We start from the raw sequence: 19,773 nt of genomic DNA, 5'->3' as shown, positions 1-19,773 counted from the left end.
TAAGTTAACTTTTAATCGAGACAATTGGAACAATAGAAATCTCAAAATTCACAGAATTGGCTATAAAACAAAGCTCGTGTGCCTTTCTATGCAAATCTATAGACTGTCTTTCTTGGGAAGCATTTGAAATAGTGACCACAGGGTTCAATTGTACTTTGGTAAAACCACCACTGAAGTCAGGGCGAAGCTCTAGCGTTCCTACAGCCTTATCCTTGTAATCTACAATCTCAATTCCCTGTTGCTGGCATACATAAAAATAAGACATCATATGGCAAGAGGATAGCGCACTTAATAATAAATCTTCAGGATTGTATTGGTCTTCCTGACCTTTAAACTCCTTTGCTGCAGAAATATTCAAATCTGGTTTTCCAGCAATTTTAGAAAGATGTGTTTTGGAGTTTTTATAGTCGCCTTTTTTCCACTGAGTAGAGACTTCAAAACGAAATTGCTTATTCATCAAGGTTTAATTTATGGTGGTGGAGACTCCGTATCTCGCTTTCGCGAAAGCGTACACCCAAGCAAAAAACAAACCTAATAAAGTTCCTATAAACGCTCCCATGAGCACATCACCTAGATAGTGAACGCCCAGGTAAACACGACTATAAGCAACCAGAACAGCCCAAACAATCATAATCACAGCAAGGCCTTTATGCTTTCTTCTCAAAATAAACCAAAGGAAAGTAGCAAGGGCAACAGCACTACTCGCATGACCACTATAAAAACCATAAGTACCACCACTTTTACCGACTTTGGAAATCAATCCTTCTAAAGCTGGCTCTCGAAAAGGTCTCAAACGTTCAAAACCATTTTTAAAAAGATTTGCTAGTTGATCGCTACAAGCAATTAATAAAGCTATAGCAATCAATGCGATTGCTAAATTGCGAATACCCAGTTTTCTATAAAGAATAAAAAGGACAAATAAATACAAGGGGATCGCATAAAATTTATGCGTGATGATATTAAAGAACAGATCTATCGTCTCCCCTCCCCAATCGTTAAGAAATAAGGTGGCGTCCCAGTCTAATTCTTTAATGTTTTCCATTATTGCTCGTATAATTTCATTTGCTCATCGTAAAAACGACTGGCTTCTTCTATCAAATTTTTAGTCTCTTCTTCCAGTTCTTCCACATCTTCTTTTGTAACTTCTTCTAGAAACTCCACTTCATCATCTTTTAAATTGATTATAAAACGCGGATATTCTAAGTGAATGACAAAAATATCTTCAGGATAATGAACGTTATCGCCCATAAGAAATCTAGGAAGTTCCATAAATTGAGTAATTGAATTTCTATAATACCACGCAATTTAATCATTATACCAGTTGAAGCTTGAATTTATTGGAAAAGAAAACGAGTTTTTTTTTGTTTCTGTGAAGCATAAAAATCAATCACAGCTTAACCTATGATTCTTATTATACGGAAATACTTGCACTGAAATTACCGAAGTAAAAAAGAGAAAAGAGCCTTTTATTCGATTAAATTCAAATTGCAAATGCAATTGCCCAATCTAAGATGTCATTACTAGTGCAAAATTGAATTCAAAACCATTAAATTTGTTCCATGCGAAAGAAATTAAGAGCTGATAATTTACAGAAATCCTATAAAGGTCGCCCAGTTGTAAAAGGCGTTTCATACGAAGTGAATCAGGGGGAGATCGTTGGTCTTCTAGGACCAAATGGTGCCGGTAAAACCACTTCTTTCTATATGACTGTGGGGCTTGTAAAACCGACAGGAGGTGATGTATGGCTGGATGATACAAAAATCACTCAATACCCCATGTACAAACGTGCACAGATTGGTATAGGTTATCTCGCACAGGAGGCTTCTATCTTTAGAAAACTCACTGTAGAAGAAAACATATTAGGCGTTTTACAATTGACCAAGCTATCTAAAAAAGAACAAAAAGAACGTTGTGAGAAGTTGTTGGAAGAATTCAGTTTACAAGACCGACGCCATAGAAACGGTGATTTATTAAGTGGTGGAGAACGTAGGCGTACAGAAATCGCTCGCGCACTGGCTACAGACCCTACTTTTATATTACTGGATGAGCCTTTTGCAGGGGTAGATCCAGTGGCCGTAGAAGATATTCAAAGAATTGTAGCACAACTAACCAAAAAAAATATAGGTATTCTGATTACCGATCATAACGTACAAGAAACACTTGCTATTACCGACCGTACTTATCTCATGTTTGAAGGCAAAATCTTAAAGCACGGTTCACCAGAAGAACTCTCTGAAGATGAAGTGGTACGACGGGTTTATTTAGGACAGAATTTTGAACTGAGAAAGAAGAAGATTTTTGAGTAAGTTAAACTGAAAAAATTACTTTCTTCCATTCCTGATATTATTCAACACACTCATCAAAATATAAATGATGATGATACAAGGCACGGCATAAATCTGTAAAGAGATCATTAGTGCGATACAAATCCCTATAAAAATCCAGCGTATCTCATTTCCTTTCCACCCGAAGCTTTTAAACTTTAGAGCAAACAAAGGCAACTCTGCGTTGAGAATGTAGACGCTGAATATGGTGATTGCGATGAGAATATAAGGATTGGTAAGTGCGTAATACAACCAACTTACATCTGTGTCCTGAGCTATAATTCCCAAAGAAATGATCAAAATAGCGTTAGCAGGTGTAGGCACTCCTATAAAAGAGTCCGTCTGTCTGGTGTCTATATTGAATTTTGCCAGGCGGTAACAGCTTCCTAGGGTGATAAGGAAACCCATGATAGGTATATAGGGATGACCGATCCAATAATCTGAAGACCCTGAAGTAAAACTTTGTTCTTGATCAATCAAATTAAAACCTATCGCATCACTCAATAGCTGGTACATCACTATTCCTGGTACTAGACCGCTGGTGACCATGTCTGCAAGGGAGTCGAGTTGGGTTCCTAAATCACTAGAAACTTTTAAAAGTCGTGCCACAAGACCGTCAAAAAAGTCGAAAAATATACCCGCCGCAACAAAAATAGCCGCGAAAACTAGCTGATCGTTAAACGCATAAATAGCTGCAATACATCCACAAAGTAGATTCAATAAAGTGATGATATTAGGTGCCCAATTCTTCATCTTACAAATATGCAGTTTTTTAATGATGTGTTTTGCTATCTTTTTAGGCAATATCAACAGATTTTCATAGTTATTAACTCAGAAACTTAGATATTTGTGACTTATTAAAATTCCTGCTTGAAAAACTGCTTTTATTTACTGATGCTACTTTGTTCTGTTTATGCGCAAGCGCAAACTTCAAGAGCCTACTCTAACGAATTCCTAAACATAGGAGTGGATGCAGCGGCTTTGGGAATGAGCAATGCCGTAGTGGCAAGCAGTAATAATGTCAATTCTGTATATTGGAACCCCGCTGGATTGATGAGAATGGAAAAACAAGAAGTTTCTTTGATGCACTCCAGTTACTTTGCAAATATTGCTCAGTACAATTATGGTGCCTTTGCCATGCCTATAGATGACGTCAGTGCTTTTGGCTTCTCAGTCATCCGTTTTTCTGTAGATGATATTTTAAATACTACTCAATTAATAGACGATCAAGGAAATATCAATTACGACCGTATTTCTACATTTTCTACTGCAGACTGGGCCTTTACCTTCTCCTATGCTCGTGAATCAAAACTAGACGGTTTCTCCTATGGTGCCAATGCAAAGGTCATACGCAGAGTCATAGGTGAATTTGCTAATTCTTGGGGATTCGGATTTGACATAGGTTTACAATTTAAACGCGGCGATTGGGAGGTTGGAGTGATGGCTCGTGATATCACCACTACTTATAACACCTGGACGATCAACGAAGAAAAGTTTGCAGAAATAAGCGGTGCGGTTGAAAATCAAAATCAAGAATTACCAGAAACAACAGAGATTACTTTACCTAAACTTCAATTAGGACTCGCAAGAACGTTCACCTTTCACTACGATCATAAACTGACCGCAGAGGTGGATCTCAACATGCGTTTTATACAGACCAATGACATTATTTCTAGCAGTGCGGTAAGCGCTACCCCAGCTTTAGGATTGGAATACGGCTTTACCGATTTGGTATTTGTTCGTGCAGGAGTCGGTAATTTTCAAAACATCCAGCAACTCGACGGTAATGACAGCACCACTTTTCAACCCAATATAGGTATAGGCTTCAAGTACAAAGGCATTTCAGTAGATTATGCACTTACCGATATAGGAGACTCTAGCGAGGCCTTGTATTCTAATGTATTCTCCGTAAACATTGATCTTTCTGTTTTTAATAAGTAAAATCAATTCAGAATTCCGAACTCAGGATTCAGAATTGACTCTAAAGAACTTAAATTAGCACTTCATTACTTCTTCATGAAATTCACCAGTATTTTACTAGCCTTATTATCAGCAATTCTATTGTGGCTGGGCTGGCCTACTTATGGCTTTGCTGGACTATTACTCATAGCTTTTGTCCCCTTACTCCTTTCTGAAAAACGCATTAGAAATTCTTCTACAAAGCGTAAAGCAGGAAAAGTATTCCTTCACTCCTATCTCACTTTTTTTATATGGAATATAGCCACTACTTACTGGTTGTATTTTTCAACACCTTTTGGAATGTGGTTTGCCGTTATAGCTAATGCTGCTTTGATGAGTTTGGTATTTTTGGGCTATCATTTATTGGCTCGCAAAGCTACACAAGGAGCCGCTTTGACATTTCTCGCTTGTTTGTGGATCAGCTTTGAGCGCATGCATTTGGAATGGGATTTCTCCTGGCCATGGCTCAACTTGGGGAATGGATTCAGCGAGATGACGTCTTGGATTCAATGGTATGAATACACAGGGACATTTGGTGGTTCTTTATGGATATGGCTGGTCAATATATTTATTTTTTTAAGTGTGTTAAGCTTTCGCGAAAGCGAACTTATTTCTAAACGCAAATTTATCATCAAACGAGTTGCTGTGCTTCTAAGTTTGATCATCACCCCCATTATTATTTCGCAAATATTAGTTTTTGATATGCTATCCTTTCAAAAAGGGGAAGGAACTAATGTAGTTATCATACAGCCCAACATAGATCCGTATAGCCAGAAATATTATACCACAAACGACAGCATCGTAAAGATCATTATGAACTTGGCACAACCTGAAATGGATCAATTCACAGATCTTATTATTACACCAGAAACAGTTCTTGCAGATAATGTAAGACTGTCTGACCTGGACCAATTAGCATACGATCGTTCTGTGAATCAGATTAGAGCAGCGCTGTACGATTATCCAAATGTGTCTTATTTAGGAGGTATTTCCATTGCAGAGATTTTTACAGATACCACTAGAATTACCACACAAACTAATGTAGCTCGCGACGGTAGAACTCTTTACAATGACTATAATAGCGCTATGTTTTTAGCTGCTACGGACTCGTTACAAGTGTATCACAAGTCTAAATTAGTAGTAGGCGTTGAAAATTTTCCTTATAAAAATATTCTTCAGCCTATTTTAGGAGATGCGATGCTGGATTTAGGCGGTACGGTAGCTACTAAAACAACTCAAAAAGAACGTTCTGTTTTTCAAATTAAAAACCAAGCTAAAGTGGCTCCAATAATTTGTTATGAATCGGTTTACGGAGAATATGTCACTGATTATGTGAAAAATGGAGCCCAATTCTTAGCGATCATTACTAATGATGCCTGGTGGGGAAACACCCAAGGTCATCAACAACATTTAAGCCTTGCCAGACTACGAGCTATAGAAAACAGAAGGTGGATTGCTCGAAGTGCCAATACCGGAATAAGTGCTATTATAGATGAGCGTGGGAACATCTTAGAATCCCTAGAATACGGAACAGAAGGAGCTATTAAAGGAACTGTATATCCTAAAACTAAAGTCACTTTTTACACTACTCATGGGGACTATATAGCAAGAATAGCCAGTCTTATGGGATTGTTTGTATTGCTTTTCGGCGTTTTTAGACGTGGTAAAATGAAGCGGAAGTAAGTAGGTCGTTTGCAGTCGCAATTTGCAGTATTTAGCAAAGCTAAATACTGACGTTCCACTGTTCACTGAAAACTGGAACTGAAAACTGGCATTACTGCCCTTTAAAAAAGATGATCGTACTTAAAGTTTTAACAATGATTCTGATATCTAGAAAAACGCTGCGCTTTTTAATATAATACAAATCGTATTGAAGTTTTCTCAGGTGATCTTCATCGGTAACACCGTATTTAGTTTTTACCTGTGCCCAACCCGTTAAGCCAGGTTTTACCACATGACGTGTTTCATAAAATGGAATCTTCTCAGAAAGCTGTTCTACAAAAACCTGACGTTCTGGACGTGGACCGATCACACTCATTTCTCCTTTTAAAATATTCCAAAACTGAGGAAACTCGTCTATACGCGTAGCTCTTAAAAACTTACCGAATTTTGTTATTCTCACATCATTCTTAACTGCAAATTGAGCGCCTGATTTTTCAGCGTCTCTTTCCATAGTTCTGAACTTAATTATTTTAAATAATTTTCTATTGATACCTACTCGTTCTTGGCTGTAAAATAAAGGCCCTCGATTACCGAATAAGTTTCCTAAAAACACAAAGGGTATGATCGCCAAAAATAGGATCAAGCCACATAAAGAAGCCACTATATCAAAAAGCCTATGGTATACTATATAGAGTCGGTTCTGGTTATTTCTAGCAAAAGGAAAGTACTTATAGAAGTCCTTACCTACATATTGTACTGGAACTCGGTCTGTCATTTCTTCATAGACCTGAGTATACTCTCTAACTGAATATCCGTTTTCTACCAGTTCAATGAGCCATCTGTATAAATTAGAAGTAATTCCTTCAGCTTCATTACTGGCCACTACGACTTCAGTAACAGATTTATCCTCAAATAAGTCGAATGCATCTTTAATCCCTATGACTTTCAACCCAACAAAATGCTCTGATGCTAACGCTGGTCCCGTATTGATAAAACCGCTTATTTTATAATTAGGATCGACATCTTGCAAAGATTTTGCAATCATAACTGCATCACTGGCATCTGCGATGAGTATAATATTTTTATTAAATCTAGAACTCGCAAAAAACTTGATGTAAACAGATCTCCAAACCAATAATGGTAAAGTGATCGCAAGATAAAAATATAAAATCTGGATTCTGTTTTCTGGTAATTCTGGGGTGAAAAATGGGGTGAGTAAATAAATTAACGAAGTGAAAGAACCAGCAGTTACAGCACTTCTCAAGGTGCCAGTAATACGACTCGCTCGCTGTAAATTGTACAATTCAAAAACAGTTGCAAAAAACAATAAATAGGCAGCGAGAATAACAGACCACATCCATTGCTCTTCATTGATAAGAAAATAATTAAAATGAAATATCACTCCTAGCAGATGCAATGCTCCCAAAACAACAACCACATCAATAATACGCAATAAAATTTTGCGTTCAGACATTTCAAAATGTATGGGAGAGATCACCATAAGTAAGCTTTAAAAAATGTAAAGATAGAAGTTATCAGTCAAGTAAGGAGTTCCATCGCTGGCTTACTTCCTTCCAAGAGTAGTTCAGGGATCTTTCTCTGGCTTTTGTAATTATAGTCAAAACATCTTTAGGATGCTGTATTAAATGATGAATATTTTCTACCATTTCTACTACATCAGCATCTGGAACTAATTTGCCATGTACGTTGTGCTGTATTAGGTATGGGACACCTCCTACATCTGTTGAAACCACCGGTAAACCTAATGCCATCGCTTCGATTAAACTTACAGGAAGGTTATCAAAGTGGGTCGTATTGATAAAAATAGAATGATCTTTGCTTCTTTCTATCCACTGCTTTTTAGAAAGCAACCCAGTAAAATTCACTTCTAGTTGTAATTCTTGAGCCAGTAACTTACTATCTTCTAGCGCCCCATCTTTTTCTGGACCAACCATGGTCAGACTGGCTTTAGGATATTTCTCTTTAAGTAAGTGAAGCACACGAACTGCCATTTGCGGATTGTAAATCTCTGCAAATGATCTTACCCAAAGAAGTTTTGGCTCTAAGACAGATCGTTCTAGAAAGGGGTAGTTTTCTATCTCGATAAAGTTATTGATCTTAGTGATGTTGTGGTAGCCAGCTTTCGCGAAAGCAGCACGCAAATAATCACCAGGACTTACAACAGCATGAGCATTGTGAAGAAAAGCTCTCGTGACCTTTGGGTTTTTATCTAATCGAACAGGCAAATTCCCACCGTGAAGAATAGGAATGTACTTCATATTAAATGATATACACATACGTGCGATAACAATCGCAAACCAAAAATTTTTAGTACTATAGGTGTCAATTAAAACAACGTCTGCCCATTTTCTGCTCTTGAAAGTCTTGCGCATCATGTCAACCATACGCCCGGCTATATTTGAAACAGAAGAGGCATAACGCAATTGATAACCTTCTTTTTCCAGTAAAGGACCTAGACTATCTATAGTCGTTGCCGTCTTACCTTTTTGAGCCAGTTGATTGCCTATGTATAGTATATTCTTCATTAAGTAGTAACAAAATCTGGCGTTGTTTCAACTGGGACGCCTTTCTTTTTTACCTTAGGTTTTACGACATAAAGCAATGCCATTCCGTAAAAGAAAGCGGGTGCAGCAATACGCATGGCACTGTGATTTATAGTGGCTATCCAAAAAATTAAAAAAGCGTAGAAATACACGTTCCCTTTATGAGTAAGTCTAAAAATAAGCGGTGTAAATATGAGTACGAGCAATGAAACAATCCCAATACTTCCATGTTCAGAAAGCAATCTACTCGTTTCATTATGAGAGGCGGCGACTATACCGTCTTTTTTTGCTCGGTAATATTTTACTTGACCGGCTCCTATTCCTCCAATAGGATTTTCAAGAAAGGCCTCTAATTCGATTGAGATAAGTTCTACTCGACCTGTGGAAAGGTCATCCTTTGCGCGACCAGCAGCATCCTCATTTGCATATCTTTTATCGATCAAACCACTAGTTGCGAGCGAGGTATACCCCCAAGCTAGTATTAACCCCAAGGCGATAACTCCTAATTTAGGTAAAAATGAAAACCTAAATTCAGACCGTTTTAAGAAAAACAAGGTGAATATAACAGCTCCTATCATTAGAAAAGCGGTTATAACACCTCCCCGGGAAAAGGTAATCCAACCCCGATAGGTCATTCCTAAGAACAAGATAATGTCCAGTACATTTACCCATAAATTTTTGATACGCAAGAAACGTATAAAACAAATAAACATCCCTATTCCCAAAGCTGTTGCTACTTGATTAGGCCCATATCCACCAGATGCTGCAAAGTTAGAGCCCGTATTAGTCACTACATCTCTAATATCTGGCGTGACTACAAATAGATAAAAAGCGAGCATCACAATGGGGCCTACACATAATTTTAAAATCTCATCCAGTCGTGTAGTAGTAATCCTGCGTTGAAAACAATATATCGCAACCACTCCTAAAGTCACAGGACCGCTTAAATTAAAAGCTACCGCCTTTCTTAGTGATTCTGAAATGGGGATATTCTGAGACGCTATGACTATACTGGGGACCAATAAAAGCAAGTAAAATACAAATGGTATGGACTTAAGAGAAAATCCTCTTAAAAGAATACCTGCCAGCATAAAAGCGATGACCATATATTTAATCATCTCATAGAATAACAAGCCGCCATTCATTTTTAAAAATACTTCTAAACAGGTGATATAAGCACAAGCTAGAATCACCTCTTGATTCTTGTCAGCACTGGTAAGAAGTCTTAAGATAAAATATATAATAGCTCCATAAAAAAATACCTTTACCAGTAATGGAAGTGCGATCATAAAAATAGTGATCACAATATGTCCAGCAATTAGTAAAGAATAAGGCAGTTTTTCAAACTTGATCATTAATAGCTAAAGTATTTAATCGGTCATTTTAATAAATGCAAATCTACTGATTTAAGAAAGAAGCTACTGCAGATAATTTGGTATTAGAGCAATTATAATTGGGCTTTAATTTTAAGCAACTCTGCCTTTACGTGTTCCAACTTACTAATGATATCAAAAGTGTGGAGCTGGCTTTTATGATTTTTCATATAATCTTGTGCACCGTCTAGTGTAAAACCTTTTTCTTTTACTAAATGATAAATAGTTTTAAGGTTCTCAATATCATCCTTAGAGAACTTACGGTTACCACGCGAATTCTTCTTGGGTTGCAAGACATCAAATTCTTTTTCCCAAAAACGAACCAAAGAGGCATTCACTTGAAATGCTTTAGTTACTTCTCCCATGGAGTAGTATAGTTTTTGTGGAAGTTCTATATGCATAGTTTATGAAATAAGTTCATTTTTTACTTAAAATTAATCTAAAGAAATATTTTCTTGTTGCGATTTCTTTAATAGCGCATTAAACTCTTGTGGTGTTAAATTACCGTAATAGAAATTAATAGGATTGATGCGATCATCATATTTAAATACTTCATAATGCAAGTGTGGCGCTTGAGACCTCCCTGTACTACCTACGTATCCAATAATATCTCCTCGTTTCACCCTTTGCCCTCGACGCACATTATAAGGTTTGTTTGATCTTAAATGTGCATAAAGCGATAGATAACCAAATCCGTGATCTATTCTAATGTGGTTTCCATAACCAGAGCTATTAGCATCTGCTCGAACGATAGTTCCATCACCAGTTGCAAAGACCGGTGTGCCTCGAGGGGCTGTAAAGTCCATACCGTAATGAAATTTTCTGGTTTTATTAAAAGGATCTGTACGGTAACCGTAACCACTCGCCATACGTGTAAGATCTTGATTGCGTACGGGCTGTATCGCAGGTATGGAGGTAAGCAGCTTCTCTTTATCTTCAGCAAGAGTGACTATTTCATCTAGAGATTTTGATTGTATCGCAGTTCTTTTTTTAAGTTTATCGATGGCTTCTTTAAGTTCAATAATTTTTTTTGCACTGTAGCCACCTTCATAATCTTTATAACGATTCACACCTCCAAAACCTGCTTGACGTTGTTCTGAAGGAATTGGGTTGGCATCAAAATAAATACGATATATGTTGTTATCCCGATCTTCGACATTTTCAATCACTGAGGATAATCGGGTTACATCTTCTCGCATTTCGTCGAGTTGTAATTCTAAATACTCTACTTTACTACGAGATTTCTTTAATTGTGGGGAGATTAGAAACATATCTGCAAAAAAGAAACACACCAGTCCAAAACAAAAACTCACTGTCAAAAACAGTAAACTCCTAAAAAAGAACCTCCTTTTTTTGGTCTCTACTTTTCGGTAAGAAAGAGTTTCAGAATCGTAGTAATACTTGACCTTTGACATATGTTTTATTATGCTATTTTTGTGCGTTCTTAGGATCTAAAAATAAGTAGAAAAAAGTTAGTGTTTATTTCGCTTTCGCGAAAGCGAACTTCTACCCTTTTTCATCACCTAAGGCAAAAATAAGAAAATTGAATTAACCGCTACAGCCAGAATGAAGTCAAAACAAATACGCCAAACCTTCCTTGATTTTTTTGAAAATAAAAAACACCAAATTGTGCCTAGTGCGCCTATGGTGATCAAAAATGATCCTACCTTGATGTTCACTAATGCAGGAATGAACCAGTTTAAGGAATATTTTTTAGGAAATTCTGATCCTAAAAGCAACCGTGTTACCGATTCTCAAAAATGTTTGCGTGTAAGCGGTAAACACAATGACCTGGAAGAAGTAGGTGTAGACACCTACCACCATACCATGTTTGAAATGTTGGGGAACTGGAGTTTTGGTGATTATTTTAAGAAAGAAGCTATTGCATGGGCTTGGGAATTACTTACCGAAGTCTACAAAATTGACAAGGACTGTCTTTATGTAACTATTTTTGAAGGTGACAAAAGTGAAAACCTCGATCGAGATTCAGAAGCCTACGACTTGTGGAAAGAGCTCATTGCTGAGGACCGAATCCTTAATGGTAATAAAGCAGATAATTTTTGGGAGATGGGCGCACAAGGACCTTGTGGACCTTGCTCTGAAATTCATGTAGATATAAGAAGTAAAGAAGAGAAGGCAAAAGTAGGTGGCGCGTCTCTTGTCAATATGGATCATCCCCAAGTGGTAGAAATATGGAACCTGGTCTTTATACAATACAACCGTATGGCAAACGGTTCTTTAAAAAACCTACCCAATCAACACGTGGATACAGGAATGGGTTTTGAACGCCTTGCTATGGTGTTACAAAACGTAAAGTCCAGCTACGATACAGATGTTTTCACACCTTTAATCAGAGAAATAGAAACCATAACGGGTCATTCTTATGGTAAAACAACCCAAGAAGACATAGCCATTAGAGTTATTGCAGATCATGTGAGAGCAGTTTCTTTCTCCATTGCCGATGGTCAACTACCTTCTAACAATGGCGCTGGTTATGTGATACGTATGATCTTGCGTCGTGCAATACGTTATGGATTTACTTATCTGAATAAAAAAGAGCCGTTCATCTACCAATTGGTAAACACCCTTTCTAAGCAAATGGGCGATGCCTTTCCAGAGCTAAAAGCTCAAAAGAATCTGATTCTTAATGTCATCAAAGAAGAAGAAGCTTCTTTCTTGCGAACTTTAGAAAATGGCCTAGCGCTACTGGATTCGATGGTAGCCGGAATGAAAAATGAAGCTTCTAAAACTCTAGATGGTAAAAAAGCTTTTGAGCTTAATGATACTTATGGTTTTCCAAAAGAACTGACTCGATTAATTTTAAGTGAGCAAGGTCTGGAAATGGATGAAGAAGGCTTTGCTATTGCGCTTAAAAAACAGCAAGACAGTTCACGTGAAGCAAGTGCTACAGAAACAAGCGACTGGACCATTTTAAGAGAAGATGACACACAAGAATTTATAGGCTATGACAGACTTACTGCAGATGTGCGTATTTCTAAATACCGTAAAGTCATCAGTAAAAAAGATGGCGAGTTATACCAATTAGTATTTAACATGACGCCTTTTTATGGGGAAAGTGGTGGACAAACAGGGGATAAAGGGTACCTTGAACATACAAGTGGAGATACCGTTTACATCATCGATACCAAAAAAGAAAACGGTCAAACCGTACACTTGACTAAAAACTTACCTAATGAAATAAGCAGCGCATTTAAAGTAACTGTGGATGTGAATCAGCGTGCGCGTACTGCCTCCAATCACACGGCTACTCACCTGCTTCATCAGGCATTGCGTAAGGTTTTAGGAACTCACGTAGAACAGAAAGGTTCTATGGTACGAAGTGCTAGCTTACGTTTTGATTTTTCACATTTTTCTAAAGTAAGTGCGGAAGAATTGGTCGAGATAGAAAATTTTGTAAACGCTCGTATTAGAGAACAATTACCTCTAGAAGAAAACCGTAACAATACCTATGACCAAGCTATAGAAGAAGGTGCGATAGGATTGTTTGGTGAGAAATACGGCGATGTAGTACGTACGATCAAATTTGGTGTAAGTCAGGAGCTTTGTGGTGGTACTCACGTAAAAAACACGGCAGACATCTGGCACTTTAAGATCACTAGTGAAAGTGCCATTGCCTCTGGGATAAGACGTATAGAAGCTATTTCTAGCGATGCGGTAAAAGATTTCTTTACAGAGCAATCAAAGAGCTTTGAAGAGATCAAAAGCATCTTAAAGAATCCAACCAAAAATCCGGCCGAATCTATAGCGGCACTTCAAGAAGAAAATGCTTCTTTGAAAAAAGAAATTGAGCACTTATTAAAGGCTAAAGCGGGGAACCTAAAAGGCGATTTAATAGCTAGTGCGCAACTCATTAATGGAGTTAACTTTATCGCTACAAAAACAGATTTGGATGCCAAGTCAGTAAAAGAATTGGCTTTTGATATCGAAAGAGAAATGGAGGATCTGTTCTTAATCATAGGAGCAGATAATGGAGATAAAGCAACCCTTACTGTCATTTTAAGTAAAAACATCGTGGAAGAGAAGGGCCTTGATGCCGGTAAAATAGTGCGTGAATTAGGAAAGCACATTCAAGGCGGCGGCGGCGGCCAAGCACATTTTGCTACTGCCGGAGGTAAGAATCCTGCTGGAATAGATGAAGCGTTAACTGCGGCTAAGGAACTGGTTTAATCGAGGAATGCAGCTGTTTTTGAAACAGCTGCATAGTTGCCACATCAAAGATATATACTCATTACGTTATTGGGATAACTAGTTAGATAAAGCCTCTTTAATTCAACTGTTTACATAACAACAACAGATGCCACGAAAGGCATATTCTTACAAGTATTACCAATTGATAAAAGCTTTATAGTTTATTTTAATTTTAGATCGTAGCTGTATTTTTGGAATACCTAAAAGCTATAGAAATGTATATAATCTATAATAATTAGGTGAAGTACCAGTTGTAGTGCTGTTTTGCATATCATGTGCTTTTTCATGTATAAAAGCAACACCGTACCTTTGAAACCTAACAACTCTGTCTAAAATGAAACTTACTACAACAGTTCCTCTTTCTAATTTGCCCGTTCTTATAGATCACCATTCGAAAGTAGTTTTACTAGGCAGCTGTTTTACAGAAAACATAGGTTCTAAATTGGCTTACTACGGTTTTGATGTCACGGTGAATCCTTTTGGGATTGTATTTAACTCTACGAGTCTGAGAATTCTTGTGGAACGCGCCATTAAAAATCAAGCTTTTACTATAGTAGATTGTACCGATCATTTTTCCTATCTCGTTCATTCTGATTTGAATTCTATGGATCCTAAAAAGTTAGTATTCCACCTCAACACTACTTTACAACACCTAAGAGAATCATTAAAAAAAGCTTCTCATTTATTCATCACCTTAGGAACTTCTTGGGTTTATAGGCATGTGGAGAAGGATATGATTGTTGCCAACTGTCACAAACAACCTCAGCAATTATTCAGCAAAGAGTTGCTTTCTATTGATACCATCCATGATGATTTGCAACGCATCTATGAATTGGTTACCAACTGGAATACAGAAATCACCATTACCTATACCCTATCACCGGTGCGTCATATAAAGGACGGATTTATTAAAAATCAACGCAGCAAAGCCAGACTACATGAAGCTATTCAATCACATGTGGAGCGCACTTTCGCCCATTATTTTCCTGCTTATGAAATTGCGATGGACGAGTTGAGGGACTATCGATTCTATGCTCGTGACATGATACATCTCAATGAATTGGGTATTGATTTTATATGGTCTCGCTTTCGCGAAAGCGCCATCAACATCAACACCTTAACTCAACAAAAAGCAGTAGAGAAGTATCGAAAACTATCGCATCATAAAGCAACCGACATAGAATTACACAAACAACAATTAGCAAAAATGAAAAAACAATTAACTTCCGAATACCCTCAAATAAAGCTCTAAAATAAAAATGTGTTTCAAGCGGTTTTATAGCCGTTGGTATTTTTTATTTTGTTTCGAGTTTATTAGAAAGCAATCGAGATAAAGAGCAACTTATTACGGAAACTGCAATAATTGAAAAAGAGATCAACTACCTAAGTAAACTTGTGATAAAAAAAATAAAGTGTACTAAAGTTAGCAATTATGAGAATACCAGGTCCTACAGCTGAGATTTTTCCAGAGTCAAAAACAGCCTTAATTGTTTCTAATACTAGGGCTCAAGTATCCTATGATTTGAAAAAAATAGACTGTGAAATCATACTTCCAACAAAACAATAATTATCAAACATATTCCAAAACCAGAATCGATTATAAGTCCTAATCTTACCCTCTGTCAAATGAATAACGGAATGCTCCAACGTTTTTAAGGTAAAGACTACAACACTACAAAAAAAAAGTGAAGACAGCTTTTAAACAAGAGATTGAAAAAGATGCTGTTATGAAAACTGCTCCAAACAGATTGCTATCTGAGTTGAGCAGCTTTTATATAATAAGTAATTCTATGGCTTGGAAACTCATCTATAAAAAGACGGAGATCAATAGCGCAAAAGAGATGGACAGCTTTTTATTCTAACTATTCTTCCATAATTTTATGAGCTACCGCAGCTTTATCAAATTCGGCTTCCAGTAATTGATAGTATTTATTAAAGATTTCCTTTTTGATATTACAAGTTTTATTGTTGCGCTCTAGAGCGGCCGCAAATTCTTCTTGAGTGATTTTTTGATCCATAAAATCTGTAGTAAGCTGTGGACGCTCCATCTTACATGATGCATAGTCATTATAAGCGATCACATACTTTTTATAGATGTCACTACTCGTAATGGGATCTCCAGTAATTGTTGCAGTTTCTGATGGAGTTTGTTTACAACTCGCAAACAATACAATAGAAAGGATAAGCAGTATTTTTTTCATGATTATAATTTTATGGGTTAAAAATAGGCACTGGTAGTTTTTAAACAAAACTAGAATTGAAAAAATAAAAAAACCCTTTCTGAAATAACAGAAAGGGAATAGACCTATTTGATAAAACCAGGCTAATTTCTACGTTTGCGGTCTCTGTATTCTTTAATCATCTTACGTCTAAAATCTAATTCGGCTTTTTTTAATTTAAGAAATCGCTTTGCGCCTATTACTTTAATTATTTCTTCATGATTATAATCTAAATGAGTAGCCACTATTTTTTGATCTAGCGCCACCATTTGATCCACATAAGAGATCGCCTGACTCTCACTCATGGTCTCAAACTCACTTTCTAGCTTGTTTATTAGACTTTTCTTACCTCTCTCCAGTCTATTGCGCTCCTCTTTTACCTGATTGTATAGCGGCCAGAACTTCTCCGCTTCTTTAGTGGTAAGATCTAACTCTTTAGTTATATGAGCAATGGAAAGAGCATTGATTCGATCTCTCATTTCTTTATTGCGATCCTGACGATCTGCATGATCTGGATTTTGAGCATTCATGCCTATAGAGCAGAGTGTTGTAAGTAAGATTAGATATATATATTTCATTCTATGATTATTTGATTCAAAGAAGCGTCTTCCATGAGGTAGTCAAAAAGCTCCTTATCTGTTATATTCTCTTCCATTTCTATTTCCTTCAAAATAGTATTATCTGCAAAAAGTAATGCTACAGACTCCTCGTCTTGCATAAAATCAGCATCTACTAAGAAGTCTGTAATTTCATGGTCTTCTAGATCTGCAAAAGTAACTTTGTCCTGGGTGAATAATCCGTTGATGGTTATAAAACCTATAAATAAAGCTGCCATTGCTAGAACTGGATACAGCCATTGTTTTGACTTAGAAACTTGCAAGGGTATCACTTTTGTTTGCTGCTCTAATCTACTCATTACTCGATCTTCTAGAGACAGGAGGTAATCCTCTGGCATTATAAAACCAGCATGATCTTGTAAATCTTGATCCTGAGTATTTTCCAACACACGATCAGTAAGTTGATCAAAGTAACCGTCGGGAACTTTAAAACCTGCTTGAGTATGTATGTTATTATTTCTCATATTGTTATGACTGTTATAAAGTCAATTAGTTTAATCTTCTTTAATAAATCGCTCTACTTTTTTTGCTGCTATATGATAGGTGCTTTTTACAGCTCCTTCACTTAAGTCTAATAGCTCTGCAATGATCTTGAATTTAAGATCGTCGTAGTATCTAAGGTTAAAAACCTCTCGCTGTCTATCTGGTAATTGGGCTAATGCCTTTTTCAAAGCAAGCTGTATTTCATCACTGGTAAAATACACATCAGCTTCTAACTTATCAATTAAATAATCTTGTAATTCTTGGGAGGATAACTGCAGAATTTTCCCTTTTTTATTAAGAAAGGTAATACTTTCATTATAGGCAATTCTAAACATCCATGTAGACAGTTTACTATCGCCTTTAAAGTTTTTCACTCCTTTAAATATTTTGATAAAAACGTTTTGCAACACATCATCAGCATCTTCGTGAACGACAACCATTTTTCTTATTTGCCAGTAAAGTTGTTCTTGGTGTTGAGCTACCAGTGCTCTGAACCCTTGGTTAGTCGTAGACTTATCAAGGATCAAAGAAATTAATTCTTTATCTGGTGTTGTACTCATGTTTTTCTAGGACTTTAATAAACAAGAAAAGTTTAATCTTTTTAAAAATAATTTAAATCTTTCATTAACATTAAGGAATCTACATAATAATTATCTTCACGTTTTATTTAAATAACTATGAATCAAGATAATTTTCCACAATACGATCGCCCTTTTGAGGCACTCTCTCGAGTAGACGATGAGACTAGAGCTCTTTTTTATAAAAAGACTTATGGACACGTTGCTTTAGCAACGCTCCTTTTTATGGTGGTTGAAACTCTTTTACTACAAATAGACCCTCTGGTCAACTTTATGTTTAGTCTGGCTCAAGGCTGGTCGTGGTTGCTCGTTCTAGGTGCTTTTATGTGGGCCACTTCTTATGCAGAGAAGATGGCACATACCTCTCACGATCGCAATCAACAATATCTAGGCTTGCTTCTTTTTGTAGTAGCTGAAGCTGTTATTTTTCTTCCTCTTATTGCAATGGCACTACAATATCAGGCCATGGCTGGTGAAGAAAGTAATCTATTAAGTCAAGCAGCGGTAGTCACCTTGTCTTTATTTACGGCCCTAAGCGCTGTAGTTTTGATTACTAAAAAGGATTTTTCCTTTCTTAAGAGTATTCTTGCTGTGGGCTTTATAATTGCGATAGGTTTAATCATCGCAGGGATGATTTTCGGTTTTGACTTAGGCCTTTTATTTAGTGGTGCCATGGTACTTCTAGCGGCAGGAACCATTTTATATCAAACTTCAAATTTGGTACATAAATACCATACCGATCAATATGTAGGAGCGGCTCTAGGCTTATTCTCTTCCTTAATGCTTTTATTCTGGTATGTTTTAAGCATATTTATGTCTCGCGATTAATACAATCACTTCCATATTAATAGAAAACAAGGCGCAATGGATGGCACCATACGCCTTTGCTGTGGTAGGCTTTGGATTTTTATCCATTTTTGCCCACATCATATTGCGAGGTATTCAAAGAAAGCGTGATTTTTTATGGTACCGACAAGCCTTAAGTTATCGCAGGTTGCCGCTTTCGCGAAAGCGAGTTCTAGAAACATACCCCTTCTACGAGCAACTTCCCCTTAAAAATAAAAAGCAGTTTGAGCATCGAGTAGCTGCCTTTATTGCAGATAAAGATTTTAGGAATAGGTATCAAGGTACTGTGACTGACCATCAAGTGGTATTGATATCTTGTGTTGCTTGCCAATTGAGTTTTGGACGCCGCAACTATTTGTATCCTATGCTGAATACGATTTTGTTATTTCCAGAGGCTTTTATGAGCCCTACTAATCAGGTATTGCATAAAGGCGAATTTAATCCACTAGCTAAAGTGCTAGCGATCTCCTGGTATGATTTTAAGGAAGGAATGGATATAACTAATGATAATCTTCACTTAGGCATACATGAATTTACCCATGTCATGCATTTTGAAAGTGACCGTAGTAATGATATTGATGCTGTAAGATTCAAAAAATACACCAATAAAATTCTCCGGGAATTGATGAAACCAGACGTGCGTAGCAAGCTGGATCAAACACAGTTCTTTAGAGATTATGCCTTTACAAATCAGTATGAATTCATGGCGGTGCTTTCAGAATACTTTTTTGAATCAAATGCTGATTTTAAAACAACCTTTCCGTTAATATATGGTCATCTTACTAAAGCATTGCTTTTTAAGGAAGAATGGATCATGAAGTAGGTTTTATTTTTGAAACTCCATATTTCTTTTTAAATAAACACCTCTATACAACTAGCCTATCCCTGACAACTAATCAGACTCTTTTCTGCAATAACACCCCTATAAAAAATCCCAAA

General features: G+C 36.8%; 22 protein-coding genes. 9 read left to right on the top strand and 13 right to left on the bottom strand.

The genetic code is table 11. From position 1 onward, the window contains the following. Positions 1–4: 4 nt before the first annotated feature. From CW736_RS08815 to CW736_RS08805, 3 genes are read right to left on the bottom strand one after another with little or no spacing between them, the layout of a single operon-like run. Positions 5–457, bottom strand: a complete 453-nt coding sequence (locus CW736_RS08815; RefSeq protein ID WP_101013603.1) for an OsmC family protein — start codon at positions 455–457, stop codon at positions 5–7. Positions 458–463: 6 nt separating this feature from the next. Then, entirely contained in the window at positions 464–1,042 is a 579-nt protein-coding gene (locus tag CW736_RS08810) for a phosphatase PAP2 family protein (protein WP_101013602.1), read from the bottom strand. Continuing rightward, positions 1,042–1,269: a hypothetical protein gene (locus CW736_RS08805; protein WP_101013601.1), complete on the bottom strand. Its 228-nt coding sequence runs from the start codon at positions 1,267–1,269 to the stop codon at positions 1,042–1,044. Before CW736_RS08805 ends, CW736_RS08810 begins: the two co-directional genes overlap by 1 nt. 290 nt (positions 1,270–1,559) lie before the next feature. Between CW736_RS08805 and lptB the strand changes: the two genes are divergently transcribed. Beyond that, complete coding sequence (lptB, locus tag CW736_RS08800) at positions 1,560–2,306, top strand: LPS export ABC transporter ATP-binding protein (RefSeq protein WP_101013600.1); 747 nt, start codon at positions 1,560–1,562, stop codon at positions 2,304–2,306. Between the two features lie 15 nt (positions 2,307–2,321). On the opposite strand, the gene CW736_RS08795 is transcribed toward lptB, so the two are convergent. Beyond that, positions 2,322–3,077, bottom strand: coding sequence for a CDP-alcohol phosphatidyltransferase family protein (locus CW736_RS08795; RefSeq protein ID WP_101013599.1), 756 nt, complete (start codon positions 3,075–3,077; stop codon positions 2,322–2,324). 141 nt (positions 3,078–3,218) lie between these two features. On the opposite strand from CW736_RS08795, the gene CW736_RS08790 reads away from it, so the two are divergent. Together CW736_RS08790 and lnt are read left to right on the top strand one after the other, a co-directional pair. Continuing rightward, complete coding sequence (locus CW736_RS08790; RefSeq protein WP_157810978.1) at positions 3,219–4,265, top strand: PorV/PorQ family protein; 1,047 nt, start codon at positions 3,219–3,221, stop codon at positions 4,263–4,265. Between the two features lie 75 nt (positions 4,266–4,340). After that, positions 4,341–5,966, top strand: coding sequence for an apolipoprotein N-acyltransferase (gene lnt / locus CW736_RS08785; RefSeq protein WP_101013597.1), 1,626 nt, complete (start codon positions 4,341–4,343; stop codon positions 5,964–5,966). 91 nt (positions 5,967–6,057) lie between these two features. On the opposite strand, the gene CW736_RS08780 is transcribed toward lnt, so the two are convergent. The 5 genes from CW736_RS08780 to CW736_RS08760 form a co-directional block, all read right to left on the bottom strand. Continuing rightward, positions 6,058–7,419: a sugar transferase gene (locus CW736_RS08780; RefSeq protein ID WP_101015089.1), complete on the bottom strand. Its 1,362-nt coding sequence runs from the start codon at positions 7,417–7,419 to the stop codon at positions 6,058–6,060. Positions 7,420–7,480: 61 nt separating this feature from the next. Next, positions 7,481–8,491, bottom strand: coding sequence for a glycosyltransferase family 4 protein (locus CW736_RS08775; RefSeq protein ID WP_101013596.1), 1,011 nt, complete (start codon positions 8,489–8,491; stop codon positions 7,481–7,483). Beyond that, positions 8,491–9,864, bottom strand: a complete 1,374-nt coding sequence (locus tag CW736_RS08770; protein WP_101013595.1) for an O-antigen ligase family protein — start codon at positions 9,862–9,864, stop codon at positions 8,491–8,493. Before CW736_RS08770 ends, CW736_RS08775 begins: the two co-directional genes overlap by 1 nt. A gap of 92 nt (positions 9,865–9,956) precedes the next feature. Then, entirely contained in the window at positions 9,957–10,283 is a 327-nt protein-coding gene (locus tag CW736_RS08765) for a MerR family transcriptional regulator (RefSeq protein ID WP_101013594.1), read from the bottom strand. Positions 10,284–10,316: 33 nt separating this feature from the next. After that, complete coding sequence (locus CW736_RS08760; RefSeq protein ID WP_101013593.1) at positions 10,317–11,297, bottom strand: M23 family metallopeptidase; 981 nt, start codon at positions 11,295–11,297, stop codon at positions 10,317–10,319. A gap of 151 nt (positions 11,298–11,448) precedes the next feature. Here CW736_RS08760 and alaS point away from each other — a divergent pair, with 151 nt between their 5' ends. From alaS to CW736_RS14055, 4 genes are all read left to right on the top strand, one after another. Beyond that, positions 11,449–14,070: an alanine--tRNA ligase gene (alaS, locus tag CW736_RS08755; RefSeq protein ID WP_101013592.1), complete on the top strand. Its 2,622-nt coding sequence runs from the start codon at positions 11,449–11,451 to the stop codon at positions 14,068–14,070. 355 nt (positions 14,071–14,425) lie between these two features. After that, positions 14,426–15,343 (top strand): GSCFA domain-containing protein, encoded by a 918-nt coding sequence (locus tag CW736_RS08750; RefSeq protein ID WP_101013591.1) that lies wholly within the window; start codon positions 14,426–14,428, stop codon positions 15,341–15,343. Positions 15,344–15,523: 180 nt separating this feature from the next. Continuing rightward, positions 15,524–15,658 (top strand): hypothetical protein, encoded by a 135-nt coding sequence (locus tag CW736_RS14320; RefSeq protein ID WP_262493793.1) that lies wholly within the window; start codon positions 15,524–15,526, stop codon positions 15,656–15,658. 118 nt (positions 15,659–15,776) lie between these two features. Beyond that, positions 15,777–15,953 (top strand): hypothetical protein, encoded by a 177-nt coding sequence (locus CW736_RS14055; protein WP_157810916.1) that lies wholly within the window; start codon positions 15,777–15,779, stop codon positions 15,951–15,953. Here CW736_RS14055 and CW736_RS08745 read toward each other — a convergent pair whose 3' ends face one another. The 4 genes from CW736_RS08745 to CW736_RS08730 all read right to left on the bottom strand — a co-directional run bounded on the left by CW736_RS08745 (position 15,954) and on the right by CW736_RS08730 (position 17,970). Continuing rightward, a complete protein-coding gene (locus CW736_RS08745; protein WP_101013590.1) occupies positions 15,954–16,292 on the bottom strand; it encodes a hypothetical protein in 339 nt (112 codons plus the stop codon). 122 nt (positions 16,293–16,414) lie between these two features. Beyond that, positions 16,415–16,888, bottom strand: a complete 474-nt coding sequence (locus CW736_RS08740; RefSeq protein ID WP_101013589.1) for a hypothetical protein — start codon at positions 16,886–16,888, stop codon at positions 16,415–16,417. After that, a complete protein-coding gene (locus tag CW736_RS08735; RefSeq protein ID WP_101013588.1) occupies positions 16,885–17,391 on the bottom strand; it encodes a hypothetical protein in 507 nt (168 codons plus the stop codon). The genes CW736_RS08740 and CW736_RS08735 overlap by 4 nt, the downstream gene beginning before the upstream one ends. Positions 17,392–17,421: 30 nt before the next feature. Further along, positions 17,422–17,970: an RNA polymerase sigma factor gene (locus CW736_RS08730; protein WP_101013587.1), complete on the bottom strand. Its 549-nt coding sequence runs from the start codon at positions 17,968–17,970 to the stop codon at positions 17,422–17,424. A 117-nt stretch (positions 17,971–18,087) separates the two neighbouring features. Here CW736_RS08730 and CW736_RS08725 point away from each other — a divergent pair, with 117 nt between their 5' ends. Continuing rightward, positions 18,088–18,816, top strand: coding sequence for a Bax inhibitor-1 family protein (locus tag CW736_RS08725; RefSeq protein WP_101013586.1), 729 nt, complete (start codon positions 18,088–18,090; stop codon positions 18,814–18,816). 40 nt (positions 18,817–18,856) lie between these two features. After that, positions 18,857–19,657 (top strand): zinc-dependent peptidase, encoded by an 801-nt coding sequence (locus CW736_RS08720; RefSeq protein ID WP_101013585.1) that lies wholly within the window; start codon positions 18,857–18,859, stop codon positions 19,655–19,657. Positions 19,658–19,773 lie beyond the last annotated feature (116 nt).

Origin of the sequence: Nonlabens sp. MB-3u-79, from assembly GCF_002831625.1 — a bacterium.
In the GTDB taxonomy this organism is placed as follows: Bacteria; Bacteroidota; Bacteroidia; order Flavobacteriales; family Flavobacteriaceae; genus Nonlabens.
The sequence above is the reverse complement of the archived record's forward strand: the minus strand, read 5'-3'. Positions and strand labels throughout refer to the sequence as shown.

Bases quoted from the DNA above. Each gene is read 5' to 3' on its own strand.
- lptB (WP_101013600.1), top strand. From the start codon at position 1,560: ATGCGAAAGAAATTAAGAGCTGATAATTTACAGAAATCCTATAAAGGT.
- CW736_RS08805 (WP_101013601.1), bottom strand. From the start codon at position 1,269: ATGGAACTTCCTAGATTTCTTATGGGCGATAACGTTCATTATCCTGAA.
- alaS (WP_101013592.1), top strand. From the start codon at position 11,449: ATGAAGTCAAAACAAATACGCCAAACCTTCCTTGATTTTTTTGAAAAT.
- CW736_RS08725 (WP_101013586.1), top strand. From the start codon at position 18,088: ATGAATCAAGATAATTTTCCACAATACGATCGCCCTTTTGAGGCACTC.
- CW736_RS08810 (WP_101013602.1), bottom strand. From the start codon at position 1,042: ATGGAAAACATTAAAGAATTAGACTGGGACGCCACCTTATTTCTTAAC.
- CW736_RS08735 (WP_101013588.1), bottom strand. From the start codon at position 17,391: ATGAGAAATAATAACATACATACTCAAGCAGGTTTTAAAGTTCCCGAC.
- CW736_RS08765 (WP_101013594.1), bottom strand. From the start codon at position 10,283: ATGCATATAGAACTTCCACAAAAACTATACTACTCCATGGGAGAAGTA.
- CW736_RS08760 (WP_101013593.1), bottom strand. From the start codon at position 11,297: ATGTCAAAGGTCAAGTATTACTACGATTCTGAAACTCTTTCTTACCGA.
- CW736_RS08720 (WP_101013585.1), top strand. From the start codon at position 18,857: ATGGCACCATACGCCTTTGCTGTGGTAGGCTTTGGATTTTTATCCATT.
- lnt (WP_101013597.1), top strand. From the start codon at position 4,341: ATGAAATTCACCAGTATTTTACTAGCCTTATTATCAGCAATTCTATTG.
- CW736_RS08745 (WP_101013590.1), bottom strand. From the start codon at position 16,292: ATGAAAAAAATACTGCTTATCCTTTCTATTGTATTGTTTGCGAGTTGT.
- CW736_RS08790 (WP_157810978.1), top strand. From the start codon at position 3,219: ATGCTACTTTGTTCTGTTTATGCGCAAGCGCAAACTTCAAGAGCCTAC.
- CW736_RS08775 (WP_101013596.1), bottom strand. From the start codon at position 8,491: ATGAAGAATATACTATACATAGGCAATCAACTGGCTCAAAAAGGTAAG.
- CW736_RS08740 (WP_101013589.1), bottom strand. From the start codon at position 16,888: ATGAAATATATATATCTAATCTTACTTACAACACTCTGCTCTATAGGC.
- CW736_RS08730 (WP_101013587.1), bottom strand. From the start codon at position 17,970: ATGAGTACAACACCAGATAAAGAATTAATTTCTTTGATCCTTGATAAG.
- CW736_RS08770 (WP_101013595.1), bottom strand. From the start codon at position 9,864: ATGATCAAGTTTGAAAAACTGCCTTATTCTTTACTAATTGCTGGACAT.
- CW736_RS08750 (WP_101013591.1), top strand. From the start codon at position 14,426: ATGAAACTTACTACAACAGTTCCTCTTTCTAATTTGCCCGTTCTTATA.
- CW736_RS08815 (WP_101013603.1), bottom strand. From the start codon at position 457: ATGAATAAGCAATTTCGTTTTGAAGTCTCTACTCAGTGGAAAAAAGGC.
- CW736_RS14320 (WP_262493793.1), top strand. From the start codon at position 15,524: ATGAGAATACCAGGTCCTACAGCTGAGATTTTTCCAGAGTCAAAAACA.
- CW736_RS08780 (WP_101015089.1), bottom strand. From the start codon at position 7,419: ATGTCTGAACGCAAAATTTTATTGCGTATTATTGATGTGGTTGTTGTT.
- CW736_RS08795 (WP_101013599.1), bottom strand. From the start codon at position 3,077: ATGAAGAATTGGGCACCTAATATCATCACTTTATTGAATCTACTTTGT.